Source organism: Pseudacidovorax sp., from assembly GCF_017991995.1.
Lineage (GTDB): Bacteria > Pseudomonadota > Gammaproteobacteria > Burkholderiales > Burkholderiaceae_C > Xenophilus.
In genome coordinates, this window is record NZ_JAGOPN010000003.1 from 38,538 (window position 1) to 54,377 (window position 15,840).

Sequence of the window (15,840 nt, forward strand, 5' to 3'; positions counted from 1 at the left end):
CACGCAAGTGGCATCGACCTCCAGCGCTTCCGGCGGGTGCTCTAAACTTCTCGTTCGAATAAGCACTGACCGAGCCGCGCTGGTGACAAATATTATAGGTCTTAAGCCCGGCCCCAAAGAGCGTCCGGCGCGGGCGCCGGCCCCCGAAGTCCGGTTGGTGACGGTGGACGCCGAGTCCGCCGGCCAGCGCCTGGACAACTTTCTTTTCCGTCACCTCAAAGGCGTGCCCAAGACGCATGTCTACCGCATCATCCGTTCGGGTGAGGTGCGGGTGAACAAGGGCCGCGTGCAGGCCGACTCCCGGGTGGAAGAGGGCGACGTGGTGCGCCTGCCGCCGGTCCGGGTGACGGCGGCCCCAGCGCCTTACGCACCGACCGCGCCGGCCCGCGACTTCGATCTGCTGATGGAGGACGAGGTGCTGCTGGCCGTCAACAAGCCTGCCGGCACGGCCGTGCACGGGGGCAGCGGCGTGAGCTTCGGCGTGATCGAACAACTGCGCGCCGCCCGGCCGACGGCGCGCTTCCTCGAGCTCGTGCACCGGCTGGACCGCGAGACATCCGGCATCCTGCTGGTTGCCAAGCGGCGCAGCGCGCTCACGGCGCTGCAGGCGCAGTTCCGCACCCGCGAGACGGGAAAGACCTACTTGGCCCTGGTGGACGGCGACTGGCCGGCCCGCCGCAAGGTGCTCGACGCTCCGCTCGCCCGCTACCTGCTGCCGCCCAAGGACGGCGCCGCCGAGGGCGAACGCCGCGTGAAGGTGGTGGACAAGGACCATCCCGACGCCATGCGCGCCCTCACGCTGGTGCGCGTGCTGGCCCGCGTGCAGCTGCCCGGCGACGACGCGCCGATGAGCCTGCTGGCCGTGACCATCAAGACCGGCCGCACCCACCAGATCCGCGTGCACCTGGCGCACGAGGGCCATCCCATTGCCGGTGACGACAAGTACGGCGACTTCGAGCGTCGCCGTACGCTGGCGCGGCTGGGCCTGCGCCGCATGTTCCTGCATGCCTGGCGGCTGCGCTTCCAGCATCCCGTCTCCGAGGCGCCCGTGGCGCTGCAGGCGGCGCTTCCCGACGAACTGGCGCAGCTGCTGCCGCCGCAGGCGCTCGTCGCCCTGACCGATCCCCATGACGAACACTGACACGCCCGCGGCCAGCCGCCGCTTCGACCTGATCGCCTTCGACTGGGACGGCACGCTGTACGACTCCACCGCGGTCATCGTGCGTTGCATCCAGGAGGCGGTGGTCGACGTCGGCGGCCGCCGGCCCAGCGATCAGGACGCGGCCTGGGTCATCGGCCTGGGCCTGGCCGAGGCGCTGGCCCGCGCCGCGCCAGACGTGCCGCCCGAGAAGTACCGCGAGTTGGGCGAGCGCTACCGCTTCCACTATTTGCGCCACCAGGACGACCTCGTGCTCTTCGATGGGGTGCTCCCGTTGCTCGACGCGCTGGCCGCGCGCGGCCACAAGCTGGCGGTGGCCACCGGCAAGTCGCGCCGGGGACTGGACCAGGCGCTTCATACCGTCGCGCTGCGCCATCGCTTCGATGCCTCGCGCACGGCCGACGAGACCTTCGGCAAGCCGCATCCGCGCATGCTGCTCGAACTGATGGACGAACTGGACGTGACGTCCGAGCGCACGCTGATGATCGGCGACACGGTGCACGACCTGCAGTTGGCACGCAATGCCGGCTGCGCCAGCGTGGGCGTGGGCTATGGCGCCCATTCGACCGAGGGCTTCGAGGCGCTGGGGCCGTTGCATGTGGCCCATTCCGTGGCGGAGCTGACCGACTGGCTTCTGCGGCACGGCTGAGGCCGCCCAGCCCCTGGCCGCGCCGGGGGCACTTGCCGGCGCCGCCGGGCGGTGGCCGGTGTGGCGCCGCGGCAACCCCCGATACGGCATCCGGGGCGTTCTTTGGTACGCTGCCCAAGTGGCCGACGACGCCCCCATTCCCTTGTGCCGCAGCGCCGACCTGACCGATGGTGGGCTAGCGGTGTCATTCGACGTCATCTATGGCGGCCAGACCTGCCGGGCCTTCGCCATCCGCTGGCAAGGTCGGCCGCATGCCTACCTGAACCGTTGCACCCATGTCGCCATGGAAATGGACTATCAGGAGGGACGCTTCTTCGATGACACCGGCCGCTGGCTGCTGTGCGCCACCCATGGCGCGGCCTATTCCCCCGACACCGGCGCCTGCGCCGGCGGGCCCTGCCGCGGCGGGCTGGTGCGCATCGAGCTCAGCGAAATCGAGGGCGTGGTGCACTGGCATACTGCCTGGAACCTGCGCCCGTTCACCTTCTGAACCCGAGCCTGCATTGATCATCACGGCTCGACGGCCTTCCGCATCATGAGTCCTCCCGACCGCCTGGAACCCTCCGGCTTCGAGCCTTTCGAGCCCAAGCCCGCGCCCCTGAACGAATCCGCAGCCCCTGCACCCACTTCCGTGAAAAACGATCCGACCTCCGCGCCCGGTTGGGAGCGCGCCACCTTGGAAAAACTCGCCTTCGCCTCGTTGAAGGAGCAGCGCGCCGCACGCCGCTGGAAGACCTTCGTCCGCCTGGCCTGGCTGGTGTTCTTCATTGCGCTGGCCTGGATGGCCCTGAGCCGCGCAGCGCCCAGCACAGCCACCACCACCGCCCACACCGCCGTGGTGAGCATCCGCGGGGAGATCGCCGACGGCGCAGACGCCAGTGCCGAATTCATCATCGCCTCGCTCAAGAGCGCCCTCGAGGATCCGGGTTCCAAGGGCGTCGTGCTGCTGATCAACTCGCCCGGCGGCAGCCCGGTGCAGGCCGGCATCATCCATGACGAGATCAAGCGCCTGCGCGCCAAATACGGCAAGCCGATCTACGCCGTGGTCGAGGAAAGCTGTGCCTCGGCGGCTTATTACATCGCCGCCGCCGCCGACAAGATCTATGTGGACAAGGCCAGCCTCGTCGGCAGCATCGGCGTGCTGATGGACGGGTTCGGCTTCACCGGCACGATGGAGAAGCTGGGCGTCGAGCGCCGGCTGCTTACCGCTGGCGAGAACAAGGGGTTCCTCGATCCGTTCAGCCCCATGAGCGATGCCCAGCGCGCCCACGCCCAGCGCATGCTCGACCAGATCCATGCGCAGTTCATCGATGTGGTCAAGAAGGGCCGGGGCGACCGACTCAAGCTCGACACGCCCGGCCTGTTCAGCGGCCTGTTCTGGACCGGCCAGGAGGCCGTGGACCTGGGCTTGGCCGACCAGCTTGGCAGCATCGACTACGTGGCGCGCGACGTGATCCAGGCCGAGGACGTGGTCGACTACACCCGCCGCGACAACGTGGCCGAGCGCCTGGCCAAGAAGTTCGGTGCGGCCTTTGCCGATGTGGCGGTGCACGCCACCCTGCGCGCCGCGCCTTCGGTGCGCTGAGCCGGCGCAGCGGCGATGCCGCTTCTTCAGCGGGCGGTGCCGCGTGCCGCGAGCGGCGCCGAAACCGCCAGTGCCAGCGCGAACAGCACCACCACCGAGAGGGCGTGGGTCAGCGAACTGGCGCCGGCGATGAGGCCGATGACGGGTGGTCCCGCCATGAATCCCAGGTAGGCGGCCGCAGAGACGGCCGCGATCCCCCGCGCGGGCTCCACGCCCGGGACGCGGGCTGCGGCTGCAAAAAGCAGCGGCACCACATTCGCGAAGCCCAGTCCGACGCCTGCGAAGGCGGCCAGCGCCACCCAGGGCGAATGCGTGAGCAGGCCGACCGTCATGGAGGCGGCGGCCAGCAGGGCGCTTCCTGCCAGCAGCCGCGTCGACGGGACGCGGGCCCGCAAGGCATCGCCGCCAAAGCGCGCCGCGGCCATGGCCGCCGAGAAGCTGGCGTAGGCGAGGGCGGCCTGCTGCTGCGGGCTGCCGAGTTCCTGCTGCAGGTACAGCACGCTCCAGTCGTACATCGCGCCTTCGGCCACCAGGCCCAGGGCCGCCAGCAGGCCAAGGACGAGCAGCGGGCCGCCCGCATCGCGCAGGCCACCGCCTTCATCTGCGCTGGCGGAGGCCGTGTGCGAGGCGGGGAGCATGCGCGTCGCTGCCACGCCGATGGCGAGCGCCATCGCCCCGGCGACGACCGCCAGGTGGGTGACGGGCGGCCAGCCGGCCGCGAGCAGCGCGGCGCCGCTGCTGGCGCCCGCCATGCCGCCCAGGCTGAACATGCCATGCATGCCGCTCATGCGTGGCACGCCTTCGGCCAGTTCGATGGCGGCGGCCTCGGTGTTGATCGCGACGTCGAACACGCTGGTGAGCAGGCCGAACACGGCCAGCAGCGCGAGCAGGGCGGCATAGCCTGGCATGGCCAGCAGCAGGGCGAGCAGCAGCGCATAGCAGCAGCCGGCTGCGCCGGCGATGCGATTGGCGCCGTGGCGGCCGATCCAGCGGCCGGCGCGCGCAAGGCCGAGCAGCGCCCCCGCGCCAGCGGCCAGCATCGCGAGGCCCAGCGCTGCCTCGTCGATGCCGTAGTGCGCCTTGACGGTGGGAATGTGCACGCCCCAGGTGGCGAAGATGAAGCCGGAGCAGAAGAACTGCGTGCGCGCCGCCCAGCGGGCGGCGGGCAGGCGGGCTGCCGGTTGAATCAGCGGTGGCGCACTCATCGGCCGAACGCGAAGACCGCCGGCAGCTTGCCCAGGGCGCGCTCGGGCAGGGCTCGCCAGGCCTTCACGCTGCGGCTGCTGATCTGCGCCTGCGGCAGGGTGAGTCCCGAGGCCACGGCCAGGCGCGTGTTCGGCTGTAGCGTCTGCACCAGGGCCTGGAGCACGGCCTCGTTGCGGTAGGGCGTCTCGATGACGATCTGCGTCTGGCCGCGCTTGAGGGCCAGGCCCTCCAGGTCGCGGATGCGCTGGCGCCGGGCCTCGGCGTCCTGCGGGAGGTAGCCGGTGAAGGCGAAGTCCTGGCCGCCCAGCCCGCTCGCGGACAGAGCCAGCAGCAGGGACACGGGCCCGACCAGCGGCACCACCGGCGCGCCCAGGTCGTGGGCCGCGCGCACCACGGACGAACCGGGATCGGCCACGGCCGGCATGCCGGCCTCGCTCAGCAGCCCGACGTCGTGGCCGGCCTGCAGGTCGACCAGCAGGTCACGGGCGTCGAAGCCGCCGCCGTGATCGCCCTTCTTGTGCACTTCGCGGGGCAGCTCCCGGATCGACATCTGCTGGATCGGCACGGTGAGCGGCGCCACGCTGTCGATGCGCTTGAGCAGGGCTCGGGCGCTCTTGGCGTTCTCGCAGACCCAGTGGCCGAGGCCGGCGGCCGCGCGCAGGGTGGCGGCGGGCAGGCCGTCCTCGACCGGCACCTGGGTCTCGCAGCCGAAGTCCAGGGGGGCGGGCACCAGATAGAGCGTGCCGGGGCGCGGGTGTCCGTCGGGTGGAAGGGCGTGGGCTGGCGTGGAGGATTCGCTCACAGCAGTTCCACTCCCGCGGCACGCAGCATGCGGCAGGTGCGGATCAGCGGCAGGCCCACCAGCGCCGTCGGATCGTCGTTGTCGATGGCGTCGAGCAGCGCGATGCCCAGGCCCTCGCTCTTGGCGCTGCCGGCGCAGTCGTAGGGCTGCTCGGCACGCAGGTAGTGTTCGATGGCGGCGTCGCTGAGCGTGCGGAAGGTGACGCGCACGGGCGCCAGGTCCTGCTGCACGAAGCCCGTGCGCCGGCAGACCACGGCCAGCGCGGTCTGGAAGACCAGGGTGCGGCCGCTCATCCGGCGCAGTTGGGCGGTGGCGCGCTCGTGGTCGCCGGGCTTGCCCAGCGGCTCCCCGTCGAGGTCCGCGACCTGGTCGGAGCCGATCACGATGGCCTCGGGAAATCGCTCGGCCACCGCGCGGGCCTTGGCCAGCGCCAGGCGGGCGGCGAGTGCGGCGGGCGCCTCGCCGGGGTGGGGTGTTTCATCCACCTCGGGCGGCTGGACATCGAAGGGCAGGCGAAGCCGCGACAGCATTTCGCGGCGGTAGCGGGACGTGGACCCGAGGATGACGGTGCGTTGCATGCGCGGATTCTCTGCGAGCCTTCGGGGGTGGCGGGTCGGCCGCGATGCCGTGCGGCCAGGGGGGGACGTAGACTGCGCCCCATGAAGACGGAATTCGATGCGGCCCGCCTGGACGTGAAGGCCTTTGCCCAGGCCGGTGCCACCCTGGCCGAAACCAGCCCGCTCGCGCAATGGACGCGCCTGACCGAGGAGGCGGCGCAGGCCACCGGTGATGCAGGACCTGTGGAAGTCGCCTGGAGCACGCACGGTGAAATGCGCGGCAGCGCCACCGGCCCCGGCGTGCCCTGGCTCCATGTCGAGGCCGAGGTGCAACTGCCGCTGGTATGCCAACGCTGCCTGGGCCCTGTGCAGACTGTGCTGTCGGTGGACCGGTGGTTCCGCTTCGTCGCCGACGAGGCCACTGCCGCGGCCGAGGACGAAGAAGCCGACGAGGACGTGCTGGCCCTGTCGGCCGACTTCGACCTGCGCGCACTGGTCGAGGACGAGCTGCTGATGGATATTCCCGTGGCGCCGCGCCACGAGGTCTGCCCCGAGCAGCCGCGCTTTTCGGCGGCGGACGAGGATTTCGACGCGGCCGGCAGCGACAAGCCCAACCCCTTCGCGGTGCTCGAAGGCCTGCGCAAGCCCAAGTCCGAATCGAACGATTGACGCCCGAGGCGGCTGGCTCTGGCGCTGACCTTGCCGGCTGGGTTATACTCATTGGCTTCGCGCGCATGCCGCAGGCCCTGTCAGACGATGCACGAATGCTTCGTGCATGTCCGGGCCGCCCCCGGTGCTCCGCTCTTTGGTCGGCATTGCTGACTGATTGTTGGCTGGGCACTCGCGGGTTGCAGCGCGGTTAGCCAGGCCGGTTCGACCGCTGGCGCCGCTGCCTCAGGGTCTCGCGCCTTTCCGCCACCCCAACAGATTCGCAGGAGCCAACCATGGCCGTTCAGCAAAACAAGAAGTCGCCTTCCAAGCGCGGCATGCACCGTTCGCACAACGCGCTGGGCGTGCCCGGCATTGCCGTCGAGCCCACCACGGGCGAGACGCATCTGCGTCACCACATCAGCCCCAACGGCTTCTACCGTGGCCGCAAGGTGCTGAAGACCAAGAACGAAGCCTGATTGCCCCTTCAAGGCCAAGGCCCGAGGCTACTGAACCCGTAGCGTCGGGCCTTTGTTTTGATGTCCAGCACCGATCTGCACGCTCCGGCTGCCACGGCGATCACCCTCGCGGTCGATTGCATGGGCGGCGACCATGGCGCCCGCGTCACGCTCGCGGCCTGCCGCCGTTTTCTCGACAACCATCCTGATGCCCACCTGGTGCTGGTCGGCGTCGAGTCGGCCGTGGCTGGCTTCAGCCACGAGCGGGCGCGGCATGTGGTCGCCACCGAAGTGGTGGGCATGGACGACCCTGTCGAGGTGGCGCTGCGCCGCAAGAAGGACTCGTCCATGCGCGTGGCCATCCAGCAGGTCAAGGACGGCGCCGCGCATGCGGCCGTCTCCGCCGGCAACACCGGTGCGCTGATGGCCATCGCCCGCTATGTGCTCAAGACGCTGGACGGCATCGACCGGCCGGCCATCGCCACCCAGTTGCCCAACATGAAGGGGGGCGCCACCACGGTGCTCGACCTGGGGGCGAACGTGGACTGCGATGCCGAGACGCTGCTGCAGTTCGCGGTGCTTGGCTCGGCGCTGGTGTCGTCGATGAGCGGCGACGATTCGCCCACGGTCGGCCTGCTCAATGTCGGCGAAGAGGTCATCAAGGGCAGCGAGGTCATCAAGCGCGCCAGCGTGCTGCTGCGCCAGGCGGCCGAGTCGCGCGACCTCAACTTCCACGGCAACGTCGAAGGCAACGACATCTTCAAGGGCACCACTGACATCGTGGTGTGCGATGGCTTCGTCGGCAACGTCGCGCTCAAGGCCACCGAGGGCGTGGCCTCGATGATCGTGGACTTCCTCAAGCAGGAGTACTCGCGCGGCCTGATGAGCAAGGTCGCGGCGCTGGTCTCCTACCCGGTGCTCAAGGCCCTCAAGAAGCGGCTGGACCACCGTCGCTACAACGGTGCAGCGCTGCTGGGCTTGCGCGGCTTGGTGTTCAAGAGCCACGGCTCGGCCGACGAGCTGGCCTTCGGGCATGCTCTGGATCGCGCTTATGATGCCGCCCGCAACAACCTGCTCGACCGCGTCCGCGCCCGCATCGCCCATGCCGCCCCACTGCTGGCGCGGCCTGAGGTGACGGCGCCCACCGACAACGCGGCACTCCAAGCTTCATGACGCTCTATTCCCGCATCACCGGCACCGGCAGCTATCTGCCGCCGCGCCGGGTCAGCAACGACGAACTGGCGCAGGAACTGGCTGGTCGCGGCATCGAGACCTCCAACGAATGGATCGTCGAGCGCACCGGCATCCATGCCCGCCATTTCGCGGCAGACGGTGTCAACAGCAGCGATCTGGCGCTGGAAGCCTGCCGCCATGCCCTGGAGGCCGCCGGCCGCAGCGCAGCCGAGGTGGACCTGATCATCGTGGCCACGTCCACGCCCGACATGGTGTTCCCCTCGTCGGCCGCCATCCTCCAGCACAAGCTCGGCATCGCCGGCTGCCCCGCCTTCGACGTGCAGGCCGTGTGCAGCGGCTTCGTCTATGCGCTGACGGTGGCCGATGCCATGGTGCGCACAGGCGCGGCCAAATGCGCGCTGGTCGTCGGCGCCGAAGTGTTCTCGCGCATCCTCGACTTCAACGACCGCACCACCTGCGTGCTGTTCGGCGATGGCGCCGGCGCCGTGGTGCTGGAGGCCAGCGACACCCCTGGCATCCTGGCCAGCGACCTGCATGCCGACGGCTCGCACGTGGGCATCCTGTGCGTGCCCGGCCATGTGTCGGGCGGCCAGGTGCTGGGCACGCCGCTGTTGCACATGGACGGCCAAGCTGTCTTCAAGCTGGCCGTGCGGGTGCTCGAAGAGGCCGCGCGTGCCACGCTGGCCAAGGCCGGCAAGACCGAGGCCGACATCGACTGGTTGATCCCGCATCAGGCCAACATCCGCATCATGCAGGGCACGGCCAAGAAGCTGAAGCTGGGCCTCGACAAGGTGGTCGTGACCGTGCATGAGCACGGCAACACCTCGGCCGCGTCGATCCCGCTGGCGCTGGATGCCGCGGTGCGTGGCGGGCAGGTGCGCACCGGAGACACGGTCATGCTCGAAGGCGTGGGCGGCGGCTTCACCTGGGGCGCCGTGCTGCTGAACCTGTAAGGCGCTTCCGTCACCGGGATCGCTGGGCGTCGCGTCCATCACAGGATGCGCGCCGATGGAGACTCAATCACCATGAAGAACTTCGCATTCGTCTTCCCGGGCCAGGGCTCGCAGTCCGTGGGCATGCTCGACGCCTGGGGCGACCATCCGGCCGTGCGCGAGACCCTCGCCGAGGCGTCCGAGGCGCTGGGCCAGGACGTGGGCCTGTTGATCAAGGAAGGCCCGAAGGAAATCCTGGCCCTCACCACCAACACCCAGCCGGTGATGCTGGTGGCCGGCATCGCCGCTTGGCGCGCCTGGCTGGCCGAAGGCGGCGCTCAACCGTCGGTGGTGGCCGGTCACTCGCTCGGCGAGTATTCCGCGCTGGTCGCTGCCGGCGTGCTGACGCTGGCGCAGGCGGCGCCGCTGGTCCGCTTCCGTGCCCAGGCGATGCAGGAGGCCGTGCCGGTCGGTACGGGCGCCATGGCCGCCGTCCTGGGGATGGCGGCCGAGCAGGTAAAGGCCGGCTGTGCTGAGGCCACGGCCGCCATGGGCGCCCCAGGTGAAGTGGTCGAAGCCGTCAATTTCAACGACCCGATGCAGACCGTGATCGCCGGCAGCAAGGCGGCCGTCGAGCGCGCCTGCGAACTGCTCAAGAGCCAGGGCGCCAAGCGCGCACTGCCGCTGCCGGTGTCGGCGCCCTTCCATTCCAGCCTGATGAAGCCGGCGGCCGAGGCCCTGGCGCGCCGCCTCGCGGAGGTCGAACTGAAGGCGCCGCAGATTCCCGTGCTCAACAACATCGACGTGGCGATCGAAACCGATCCGGCCCGAATCCGCGAGGCGCTGGTGCGCCAGGCGGCAGGTCCGGTGCGCTGGGTCGAGAGCGTGCAGGCGCTGCAGGCCCGGGGCGTCGAGGCCGTCGTCGAATGCGGTCCGGGCAAGGTGCTGTCGGGCATGGTCAAGCGCATCGCGCCCGGTTTGGCCAGCGGCTTCATCCAGGATCCGGCCTCGCTGGGCGAAGCGCGGCAACTGGTCGCCTGACGCCGTCTCTCCCTTTTTCTGGAAACACGCATGAACACTCCCGCGATCCAGGGCCAGGTGGCCCTTGTCACCGGCGCCACGCGCGGCATCGGCGCAGCCATCGCGCTGGAACTCGCCCAGCGCGGCTACAAGGTCATCGGCACGGGCACGAGCGCCGACGGCGCCGCCAAGATCGGCGCAGCGCTGTCGCCCCACGGTGGTGAAGGCCAAGTGCTGAATGTCACCGACGGCCCGGCCGTGGAGGCCATGATCGACGCCATCGTGAAGGCCCACGGGGGCCTGCATGTGCTCGTCAACAACGCCGGCATCACCCGCGACATGCTCGCCATGCGGCTGAAGGACGAGGACTGGGATGCCGTCATCGACACCAACCTGAAGGCTGTCTTCCGCCTCTCGCGGGCGGTGATCCGGCCGATGATGAAGCAGCGCTATGGCCGCATCATCAGCATCACCAGCGTGGTGGGCGCCTCTGGCAATCCGGGGCAGGTCAACTACGCCGCTGCCAAAGCGGGCGTGGCCGGCATGACCCGTGCCTTGGCGCGCGAGCTGGGCAGCCGTGCAATCACGGTGAACTGCGTGGCGCCTGGCTTCATCGAGACCGACATGACCGCAAGCCTGCCCGAGGCGCAGCAGCAGGCGCTGCTGTCGCAGATCCCGCTGGGCCACCTGGGCAAGCCAGCCGACGTGGCCCATGCCGTGGCCTATCTCGCATCGCCGCAAGCGGGCTATGTGACCGGGCAGGAACTGCACGTCAACGGCGGCATGTACATGTGAACGCCGCCAGCCGCCGCGCGCGTCCGTCGGACGAATCTGCGCAGGGGGCTGGACAGTGGCTTCTCCGAGCGGCCGTAGGCCCTTGCCGGGACTTCGCCCGGAGCGGCCCGGCTAAAATCCTTGATTCTTTACCACCCTCAGAGGGAACCTAAATGAGCGATATCGAAGCACGTGTCAAGAAAATCATCGCCGAGCAACTCGGCGTGGAAGAGTCGCAAGTGACCAACGAAAAGGCCTTCGTGGCCGACCTGGGCGCCGACTCGCTGGACACGGTCGAACTCGTGATGGCGCTGGAAGACGAATTCGGCATCGAGATCCCGGACGAAGACGCCGAGAAGATCACGACGGTGCAGAACGCCATCGACTACGCCGTCAAGAACCAGAAGGCCTGATCGGCCAAGCCCCAAGCCGTTTGCCCGCTGCGCTGCACGACCGGCGCTTTGCGAGGCTCCCTCCTCTCCCGTTTCGCGGGCCTTCGGCTTCACTTCCTCCCGGAACCGTCCTTTCAATGACGTTTCAGGCGCACGGCGCCCCAGGTCTGGGAGACCCACCATTGCAGAAAGGTTCGCCGGCATGACTCAACGCCGCGTCGTCGTCACCGGGCTCGGTTGCATCTCCCCCGTCGGAAACACTGTGGCCGAGAGCTGGGCCAATCTCGTGGCGGGCCAGTCGGGCATCAGCACCGTCACCAGCTTCGATGCCAGCAACCTGGCTTGCCGCTTTGCGGGCCAGGTCAAGGGTTTCGACATCACCCAATACATCTCCGAGAAGGAGGCGCGCCACATGGACCGCTTCATCCATCTCGGACTCGCCGCCTCGATCCAGGCGGTGCAGGACAGCGGTCTGCCCACCGGCGAGGCGCTGTCGCCCGAGCTGGCTGAGCGCATCGGCTGCAACATCGGCTCGGGCATCGGTGGCCTGCCGATGATCGAAGAGACGCATGCCGAGCTGACCAACCGCGGCCCGCGCCGCATCTCGCCCTTCTTCGTGCCGGCTTCGATCATCAACATGATCTCGGGCCACCTGTCGATCAAGTACGGCTTCACCGGCCCGAACATCGCGGTGGTCACGGCCTGCACCACCGGTCTGCATGCCATCGGCCTGTCGGCGCGCCTGATCCAGGCCGGCGACGCGGACGTGATGGTGGCCGGCGGCGCCGAATCGACCGTCTCGCCGCTGGGCATCGGCGGCTTCGCGGCCGCCCGTGCGCTGTCCACGCGAAACGACGATCCGGCCACGGCCTCCCGCCCGTGGGACAAGGACCGCGACGGCTTCGTGCTGGGCGAGGGCGCTGGGGTCGTGGTGCTCGAGGAATACGAGCATGCCAAGGCCCGTGGCGCCAAGATCTATGCCGAGCTCGTGGGCTTCGGCATGAGCGCCGACGCGTACCACATGACTGCGCCCAGCGTGGACGGTCCGCGCCGCAGCATGCAGGCCGCCCTGCGCAACGCCGGCATCAACGCCGACCAGGTCGATTACCTGAATGCGCATGGCACGTCCACGCCGCTGGGCGACCTGAACGAAACCAACGCCATCAAACTGGCCTTCGGCGACCACGCCCGGAACATGGTGGTGAACTCCACCAAGTCCATGACGGGCCACCTGCTGGGCGGCGCCGGGGGCATCGAATCGGTGTTCACGGTGCTGGCGGTGCACGAGCAGAAAAGTCCGCCGACCATCAACATCTTCAACCAGGATCCCGAATGCGACCTGGACTACTGCGCCAACACTGCGCGCGACATGAAGATCGACGTGGCGGTGAAGAACAACTTCGGCTTCGGCGGCACCAACGGCACGCTGGTGTTCAAGCGGGTCTGACGCGTTCCCTTGGCGTTCCTCCCGTCGCTTTTCGCCCCTCTGAATTTCCCATGCACCACGCCCCGGCGGTGAGTTTTCCGGTCGGGGCCTCCCGCCGCGCGGTAGCCCTGCATGGGGCCGTCGCGGGCATCGGAGGCCTCTGCGCCTTGGGTTGGGGCTTCCATTTCGCCGCCTTCGATGCGGCGACTGTCGCGATGATCCTGGCTGCAGTGGCGGGCGTGGTACTGGCGTGGGATGCGCGCCGGACCGCTGGCCGGGGCGTGTTGCATTGGACCGGTGGCGAATGGTCGATGACCGACCTTCGCGGCCTGAACCCGCAGGCGGGCGGCGCGCTGGCCGTGCTCATGGACCTCGGCACGCTGATGCTGGTGCGGTGCGTGATGACCGACGGCCGCACCCACTGGATGTGGCTGGACCGGGACGCCGATCCCCTGCGGTGGCGGGCCCTGCGCCGGGCTGCTTTCGATGGTGTGCCCGCCGAAGGGCGCCGTTCCCAGGGGGCGTCGGCATGACGAGCGCTCCGCCGCCGCCACCGCCTGCCAATCCGGGCGAAGCCGATCTTCTGCTGGTCCAGCGCACCCTGGCCGGCGACGCCAAGGCCTTCGAACTCCTGGTGATCAAGTACCAGCGAAGGATCGAGCGCCTCATCGGCCGGATGGTGCGCGATGTGGACCTGATCGAAGACATCGCGCAGGAAACCTTCATCCGGGCCTATCGTGCGCTGCACCAGTTCCGTGGCGACGCGCAGTTCTACACCTGGCTGTACCGGATTGCGGTGAACACCGCCAAGAAGGCGCTGGTGGACATGAAACGCGACCCGACGGTGTCCGAAGCGGCGCTGCGCAGCAGTGACGACGACGATGAAACTTACCGCGGCGGAAACGAACCAATCAGCGACGAAACCCCTGAATCCGTGCTCGCGGCCAATGAAGTGGCTGCGGCGGTGAATGCCGCCATGGAGGCGCTGCCGGCCGAATTGCGCCAGGCCGTGACCTTGCGTGAGATCGAGGGGTTGAGCTACGAGGAAATCGCCGAAGCGATGAATTGCCCGATCGGTACCGTCCGTTCGCGCATCTTCCGGGCCCGCGAGGCGATTTCTGCGCGAGTGAAACCCCTGCTGGAGAACCAGTCGGGCAAACGTTGGTGATCAGGTGAACCCCATGAACGAGCTTAGGACCCAGACCCTCGAACGGGTATCGGCGCTGATGGACGGCGAGATGCCGGCGGACGAAATGGCGCAGGCCGTGCAACAGGTGGCCGGCGACGGCGCACTGCGTGACTCCTGGCAGATGTACCACCTCGTGGGCGAGGCGCTGCGCACCGGACGGCACACCGCCTGCACCGACAGCGATGCCTTCCTCGACAAGCTGCGTCAGCGCATGGCCCAGGAGCCGCCGGTGCTGCGGCCCATCGAAGTGGTGCAACCCCCGTTCGAATGGAGCCGTCGCGCGGAGGCGGCCAACGAACCAGTGTTCCGGTGGCGCATCGTGGCCGGTGTGGCCTCGGTGGCCGTGGCGGCGGCGGTCGGCTGGAGCTTCGTGTCGGGTGGCGGCACCTCCGGCGGCGCCCAGATGGCGAGGCAGGATGTCGGCGCGCCGACGCTGGCGTCCGTCAGTCCGGCGCCCGCGCAGCAGCAGAGCCTCGTCCAGGTGGGCAACCGCCCCGAGGTGATGCTGCGCGACCCGCGGCTCGACGAGTTGCTCGAAGCCCACCAGGAGGCCGGCGGCGCCTCCCAGATGCCATCAGGCTTCCTGCGCAACGCCACCTTCGAAGCCCCTTCCCGCTGACCGACCGGATCGCCATTCCACTGCCGATGCCCGTTTCTCCCGCCTCGCGCCGCCGACTGGTCGCGACCGTTCCCGCTGCCTTGCTGGTATTGGCTGCTGCGCCAGCAGGCGTGCAGGCGGCGCCGCCTCCGGGCAGTGCCTCGCCTTCGACGACCACCTTGCCGCCTGTCCAGGCGCCGACCGGCTCAGGTGCGATCGACTGGCTGCGCCGCATGCACGAGGCGGCGCGCACCACCGAATACGTGGGCACCTTCGTGGTCTCGACCGGCGCCGGCGCGTTGTCGAGTGCGCGCATCTGGCACGCCTGCGACGGCCCGGTGTGCATCGAGCGTGTGGAGACGCTGTCGGGGCCTCAGCGGTCCACCTTCCGCCGCAACGAGCTGGTGCGTACCTTCCTGCCGGACCAGCGGCTGGTCAAGACCGAGCAGCGCGAGAACCTCGACGTCTTCCCCAATCTCCTGGGGGCGACCGAGGGCTCCATTACCGAGTTCTACGACGCCCGTCCGCTCGGGCGGGGCCGCGTGGCCGGCATCGAGGCCGACGTGGTCCAGATCGTCGCCCGCGACGCGATGCGCTTCGGCTACCGCGTGTGGTGCGAGCGACGCTCGGGCCTGGTGCTGAAGCTGCAGACCCTCGATGCGCGCGGCGCCGTGGTGGAGCAGTCGGCCTTCTCCGAACTCCAGTTCGAGGAGCCCATGCCCGTTCCGGCGCTGGCCGAGATGATGGACAACACCCAGGGCTGGAAGACCGAGCGCTCCAGGCTCGAGTCCGTCAATGTCGACGCCGAGGGCTGGACGCTGTCGCAGCCCGTCCCCGGTTTCAAGCCGGTCAGCAGCTACCTGCGTCCCATCGGCGAGCCGCGCTTCTTCTTTGGGCCGCGCAAGCGCATCCTGCAGTGGACCTTCTCCGACGGGCTGGCCACGGTGTCGCTGTTCCTGGAGCCCTACGGCGACCAGCCGCGCCAGGAGGGGGCCCAGGCCCAGGGCGCCACCTACACCCTCTCGCGCAAGCTCCCCGACGCTGCGGGCGACTGGTGGCTCACTGCCGTGGGCGAGGTGCCGATGCGCACCCTGGACGCCTTCGCCCGCGCGCTCGCGCGCACCCGCTGAACCTTTCGCCGCCTGGGCCTTCTCAAGGGCATCTCCCGAGAGGGGCGGCCCAGCGGCTATCGTGGTGCCCGCTCCTTTGCTCTCCCTGTTGTTGAAAGAAGTCCGAGGATGACGAACAGAG

19 protein-coding genes are annotated in these 15,840 nt (G+C 69.2%); 16 read left to right on the plus strand and 3 right to left on the minus strand.

What is annotated here, in order from left to right; translation table 11 throughout:
• Positions 1–91: 91 nt before the first annotated feature.
• The 4 genes from KBC94_RS04755 to KBC94_RS04770 all read left to right on the plus strand — a co-directional run bounded on the left by KBC94_RS04755 (position 92) and on the right by KBC94_RS04770 (position 3,393).
• On the plus strand, positions 92–1,141 hold the full coding sequence (locus KBC94_RS04755; RefSeq protein WP_294367613.1) for an RluA family pseudouridine synthase: 1,050 nt from the start codon (positions 92–94) through the stop codon (positions 1,139–1,141).
• Positions 1,128–1,808: an HAD-IA family hydrolase gene (locus tag KBC94_RS04760; RefSeq protein ID WP_294366859.1), complete on the plus strand. Its 681-nt coding sequence runs from the start codon at positions 1,128–1,130 to the stop codon at positions 1,806–1,808. The genes KBC94_RS04755 and KBC94_RS04760 overlap by 14 nt, the downstream gene beginning before the upstream one ends.
• A gap of 118 nt (positions 1,809–1,926) precedes the next feature.
• Positions 1,927–2,298, plus strand: a complete 372-nt coding sequence (locus KBC94_RS04765; protein WP_234196047.1) for a Rieske 2Fe-2S domain-containing protein — start codon at positions 1,927–1,929, stop codon at positions 2,296–2,298.
• Positions 2,299–2,343: 45 nt separating this feature from the next.
• Complete coding sequence (locus tag KBC94_RS04770) at positions 2,344–3,393, plus strand: S49 family peptidase (protein ID WP_234196049.1); 1,050 nt, start codon at positions 2,344–2,346, stop codon at positions 3,391–3,393.
• A gap of 26 nt (positions 3,394–3,419) precedes the next feature.
• Here the strand turns inward: KBC94_RS04770 and KBC94_RS04775 are convergent, their stop codons facing one another.
• Genes KBC94_RS04775 through KBC94_RS04785 form a run of 3 tightly spaced genes read right to left on the minus strand, consistent with a single transcriptional unit; the run spans position 3,420 to position 5,979 of the window.
• Positions 3,420–4,598: an MFS transporter gene (locus KBC94_RS04775; protein WP_294366863.1), complete on the minus strand. Its 1,179-nt coding sequence runs from the start codon at positions 4,596–4,598 to the stop codon at positions 3,420–3,422.
• Complete coding sequence (locus tag KBC94_RS04780; RefSeq protein WP_294366865.1) at positions 4,595–5,401, minus strand: SAM-dependent methyltransferase; 807 nt, start codon at positions 5,399–5,401, stop codon at positions 4,595–4,597. The genes KBC94_RS04775 and KBC94_RS04780 overlap by 4 nt, the downstream gene beginning before the upstream one ends.
• On the minus strand, positions 5,398–5,979 hold the full coding sequence (locus KBC94_RS04785; RefSeq protein ID WP_294366867.1) for a Maf family nucleotide pyrophosphatase: 582 nt from the start codon (positions 5,977–5,979) through the stop codon (positions 5,398–5,400). The genes KBC94_RS04780 and KBC94_RS04785 overlap by 4 nt, the downstream gene beginning before the upstream one ends.
• A gap of 81 nt (positions 5,980–6,060) precedes the next feature.
• On the opposite strand from KBC94_RS04785, the gene KBC94_RS04790 reads away from it, so the two are divergent.
• The 12 genes from KBC94_RS04790 to KBC94_RS04845 all read left to right on the plus strand — a co-directional run bounded on the left by KBC94_RS04790 (position 6,061) and on the right by KBC94_RS04845 (position 15,719).
• Positions 6,061–6,627 (plus strand): YceD family protein, encoded by a 567-nt coding sequence (locus tag KBC94_RS04790; RefSeq protein WP_294366869.1) that lies wholly within the window; start codon positions 6,061–6,063, stop codon positions 6,625–6,627.
• A gap of 275 nt (positions 6,628–6,902) precedes the next feature.
• Positions 6,903–7,085: a 50S ribosomal protein L32 gene (gene rpmF / locus KBC94_RS04795; protein WP_017760020.1), complete on the plus strand. Its 183-nt coding sequence runs from the start codon at positions 6,903–6,905 to the stop codon at positions 7,083–7,085.
• 60 nt (positions 7,086–7,145) lie between these two features.
• On the plus strand, positions 7,146–8,237 hold the full coding sequence (gene plsX / locus KBC94_RS04800) for a phosphate acyltransferase PlsX (RefSeq protein ID WP_294366873.1): 1,092 nt from the start codon (positions 7,146–7,148) through the stop codon (positions 8,235–8,237).
• The gene (locus KBC94_RS04805; RefSeq protein ID WP_294366876.1) at positions 8,234–9,211 is read left to right on the plus strand and encodes a beta-ketoacyl-ACP synthase III; all 978 of its coding nucleotides are present in this window, start codon (positions 8,234–8,236) and stop codon (positions 9,209–9,211) included. The genes plsX and KBC94_RS04805 overlap by 4 nt, the downstream gene beginning before the upstream one ends.
• A gap of 72 nt (positions 9,212–9,283) precedes the next feature.
• On the plus strand, positions 9,284–10,231 hold the full coding sequence (fabD, locus tag KBC94_RS04810; protein WP_294366878.1) for an ACP S-malonyltransferase: 948 nt from the start codon (positions 9,284–9,286) through the stop codon (positions 10,229–10,231).
• A 30-nt stretch (positions 10,232–10,261) separates the two neighbouring features.
• The gene (gene fabG, locus KBC94_RS04815; protein ID WP_294366879.1) at positions 10,262–11,005 is read left to right on the plus strand and encodes a 3-oxoacyl-ACP reductase FabG; all 744 of its coding nucleotides are present in this window, start codon (positions 10,262–10,264) and stop codon (positions 11,003–11,005) included.
• A gap of 152 nt (positions 11,006–11,157) precedes the next feature.
• Positions 11,158–11,397 carry an acyl carrier protein gene (acpP, locus tag KBC94_RS04820; protein WP_017758944.1) on the plus strand — a complete coding sequence of 80 codons (240 nt, stop codon included), beginning with the start codon at positions 11,158–11,160 and terminating at the stop codon, positions 11,395–11,397.
• Between the two features lie 181 nt (positions 11,398–11,578).
• Positions 11,579–12,823: a beta-ketoacyl-ACP synthase II gene (gene fabF, locus KBC94_RS04825; protein WP_114802592.1), complete on the plus strand. Its 1,245-nt coding sequence runs from the start codon at positions 11,579–11,581 to the stop codon at positions 12,821–12,823.
• Positions 12,824–12,873: 50 nt separating this feature from the next.
• Positions 12,874–13,335 carry a hypothetical protein gene (locus KBC94_RS04830; protein WP_294366886.1) on the plus strand — a complete coding sequence of 154 codons (462 nt, stop codon included), beginning with the start codon at positions 12,874–12,876 and terminating at the stop codon, positions 13,333–13,335.
• Entirely contained in the window at positions 13,332–13,970 is a 639-nt protein-coding gene (gene rpoE, locus KBC94_RS04835) for an RNA polymerase sigma factor RpoE (RefSeq protein ID WP_294366888.1), read from the plus strand. The genes KBC94_RS04830 and rpoE overlap by 4 nt, the downstream gene beginning before the upstream one ends.
• A 13-nt stretch (positions 13,971–13,983) precedes the next feature.
• Positions 13,984–14,610, plus strand: coding sequence for a sigma-E factor negative regulatory protein (locus KBC94_RS04840; RefSeq protein ID WP_294366889.1), 627 nt, complete (start codon positions 13,984–13,986; stop codon positions 14,608–14,610).
• A gap of 158 nt (positions 14,611–14,768) precedes the next feature.
• A complete protein-coding gene (locus KBC94_RS04845; RefSeq protein WP_017758939.1) occupies positions 14,769–15,719 on the plus strand; it encodes a MucB/RseB C-terminal domain-containing protein in 951 nt (316 codons plus the stop codon).
• Positions 15,720–15,840 lie beyond the last annotated feature (121 nt).

Coding starts and splice junctions, on each gene's coding strand:
- KBC94_RS04830 (WP_294366886.1), top strand. CDS start 12,874: ATGCACCACGCCCCGGCGGTGAGTTTTCCGGTCGGGGCCTCCCGCCGC.
- plsX (WP_294366873.1), top strand. CDS start 7,146: ATGTCCAGCACCGATCTGCACGCTCCGGCTGCCACGGCGATCACCCTC.
- KBC94_RS04760 (WP_294366859.1), top strand. CDS start 1,128: ATGACGAACACTGACACGCCCGCGGCCAGCCGCCGCTTCGACCTGATC.
- KBC94_RS04775 (WP_294366863.1), bottom strand. CDS start 4,598: ATGAGTGCGCCACCGCTGATTCAACCGGCAGCCCGCCTGCCCGCCGCC.
- KBC94_RS04805 (WP_294366876.1), top strand. CDS start 8,234: ATGACGCTCTATTCCCGCATCACCGGCACCGGCAGCTATCTGCCGCCG.
- fabD (WP_294366878.1), top strand. CDS start 9,284: ATGAAGAACTTCGCATTCGTCTTCCCGGGCCAGGGCTCGCAGTCCGTG.
- fabG (WP_294366879.1), top strand. CDS start 10,262: ATGAACACTCCCGCGATCCAGGGCCAGGTGGCCCTTGTCACCGGCGCC.
- KBC94_RS04785 (WP_294366867.1), bottom strand. CDS start 5,979: ATGCAACGCACCGTCATCCTCGGGTCCACGTCCCGCTACCGCCGCGAA.
- rpoE (WP_294366888.1), top strand. CDS start 13,332: ATGACGAGCGCTCCGCCGCCGCCACCGCCTGCCAATCCGGGCGAAGCC.
- rpmF (WP_017760020.1), top strand. CDS start 6,903: ATGGCCGTTCAGCAAAACAAGAAGTCGCCTTCCAAGCGCGGCATGCAC.
- KBC94_RS04790 (WP_294366869.1), top strand. CDS start 6,061: ATGAAGACGGAATTCGATGCGGCCCGCCTGGACGTGAAGGCCTTTGCC.
- fabF (WP_114802592.1), top strand. CDS start 11,579: ATGACTCAACGCCGCGTCGTCGTCACCGGGCTCGGTTGCATCTCCCCC.
- KBC94_RS04840 (WP_294366889.1), top strand. CDS start 13,984: ATGAACGAGCTTAGGACCCAGACCCTCGAACGGGTATCGGCGCTGATG.
- acpP (WP_017758944.1), top strand. CDS start 11,158: ATGAGCGATATCGAAGCACGTGTCAAGAAAATCATCGCCGAGCAACTC.
- KBC94_RS04770 (WP_234196049.1), top strand. CDS start 2,344: ATGAGTCCTCCCGACCGCCTGGAACCCTCCGGCTTCGAGCCTTTCGAG.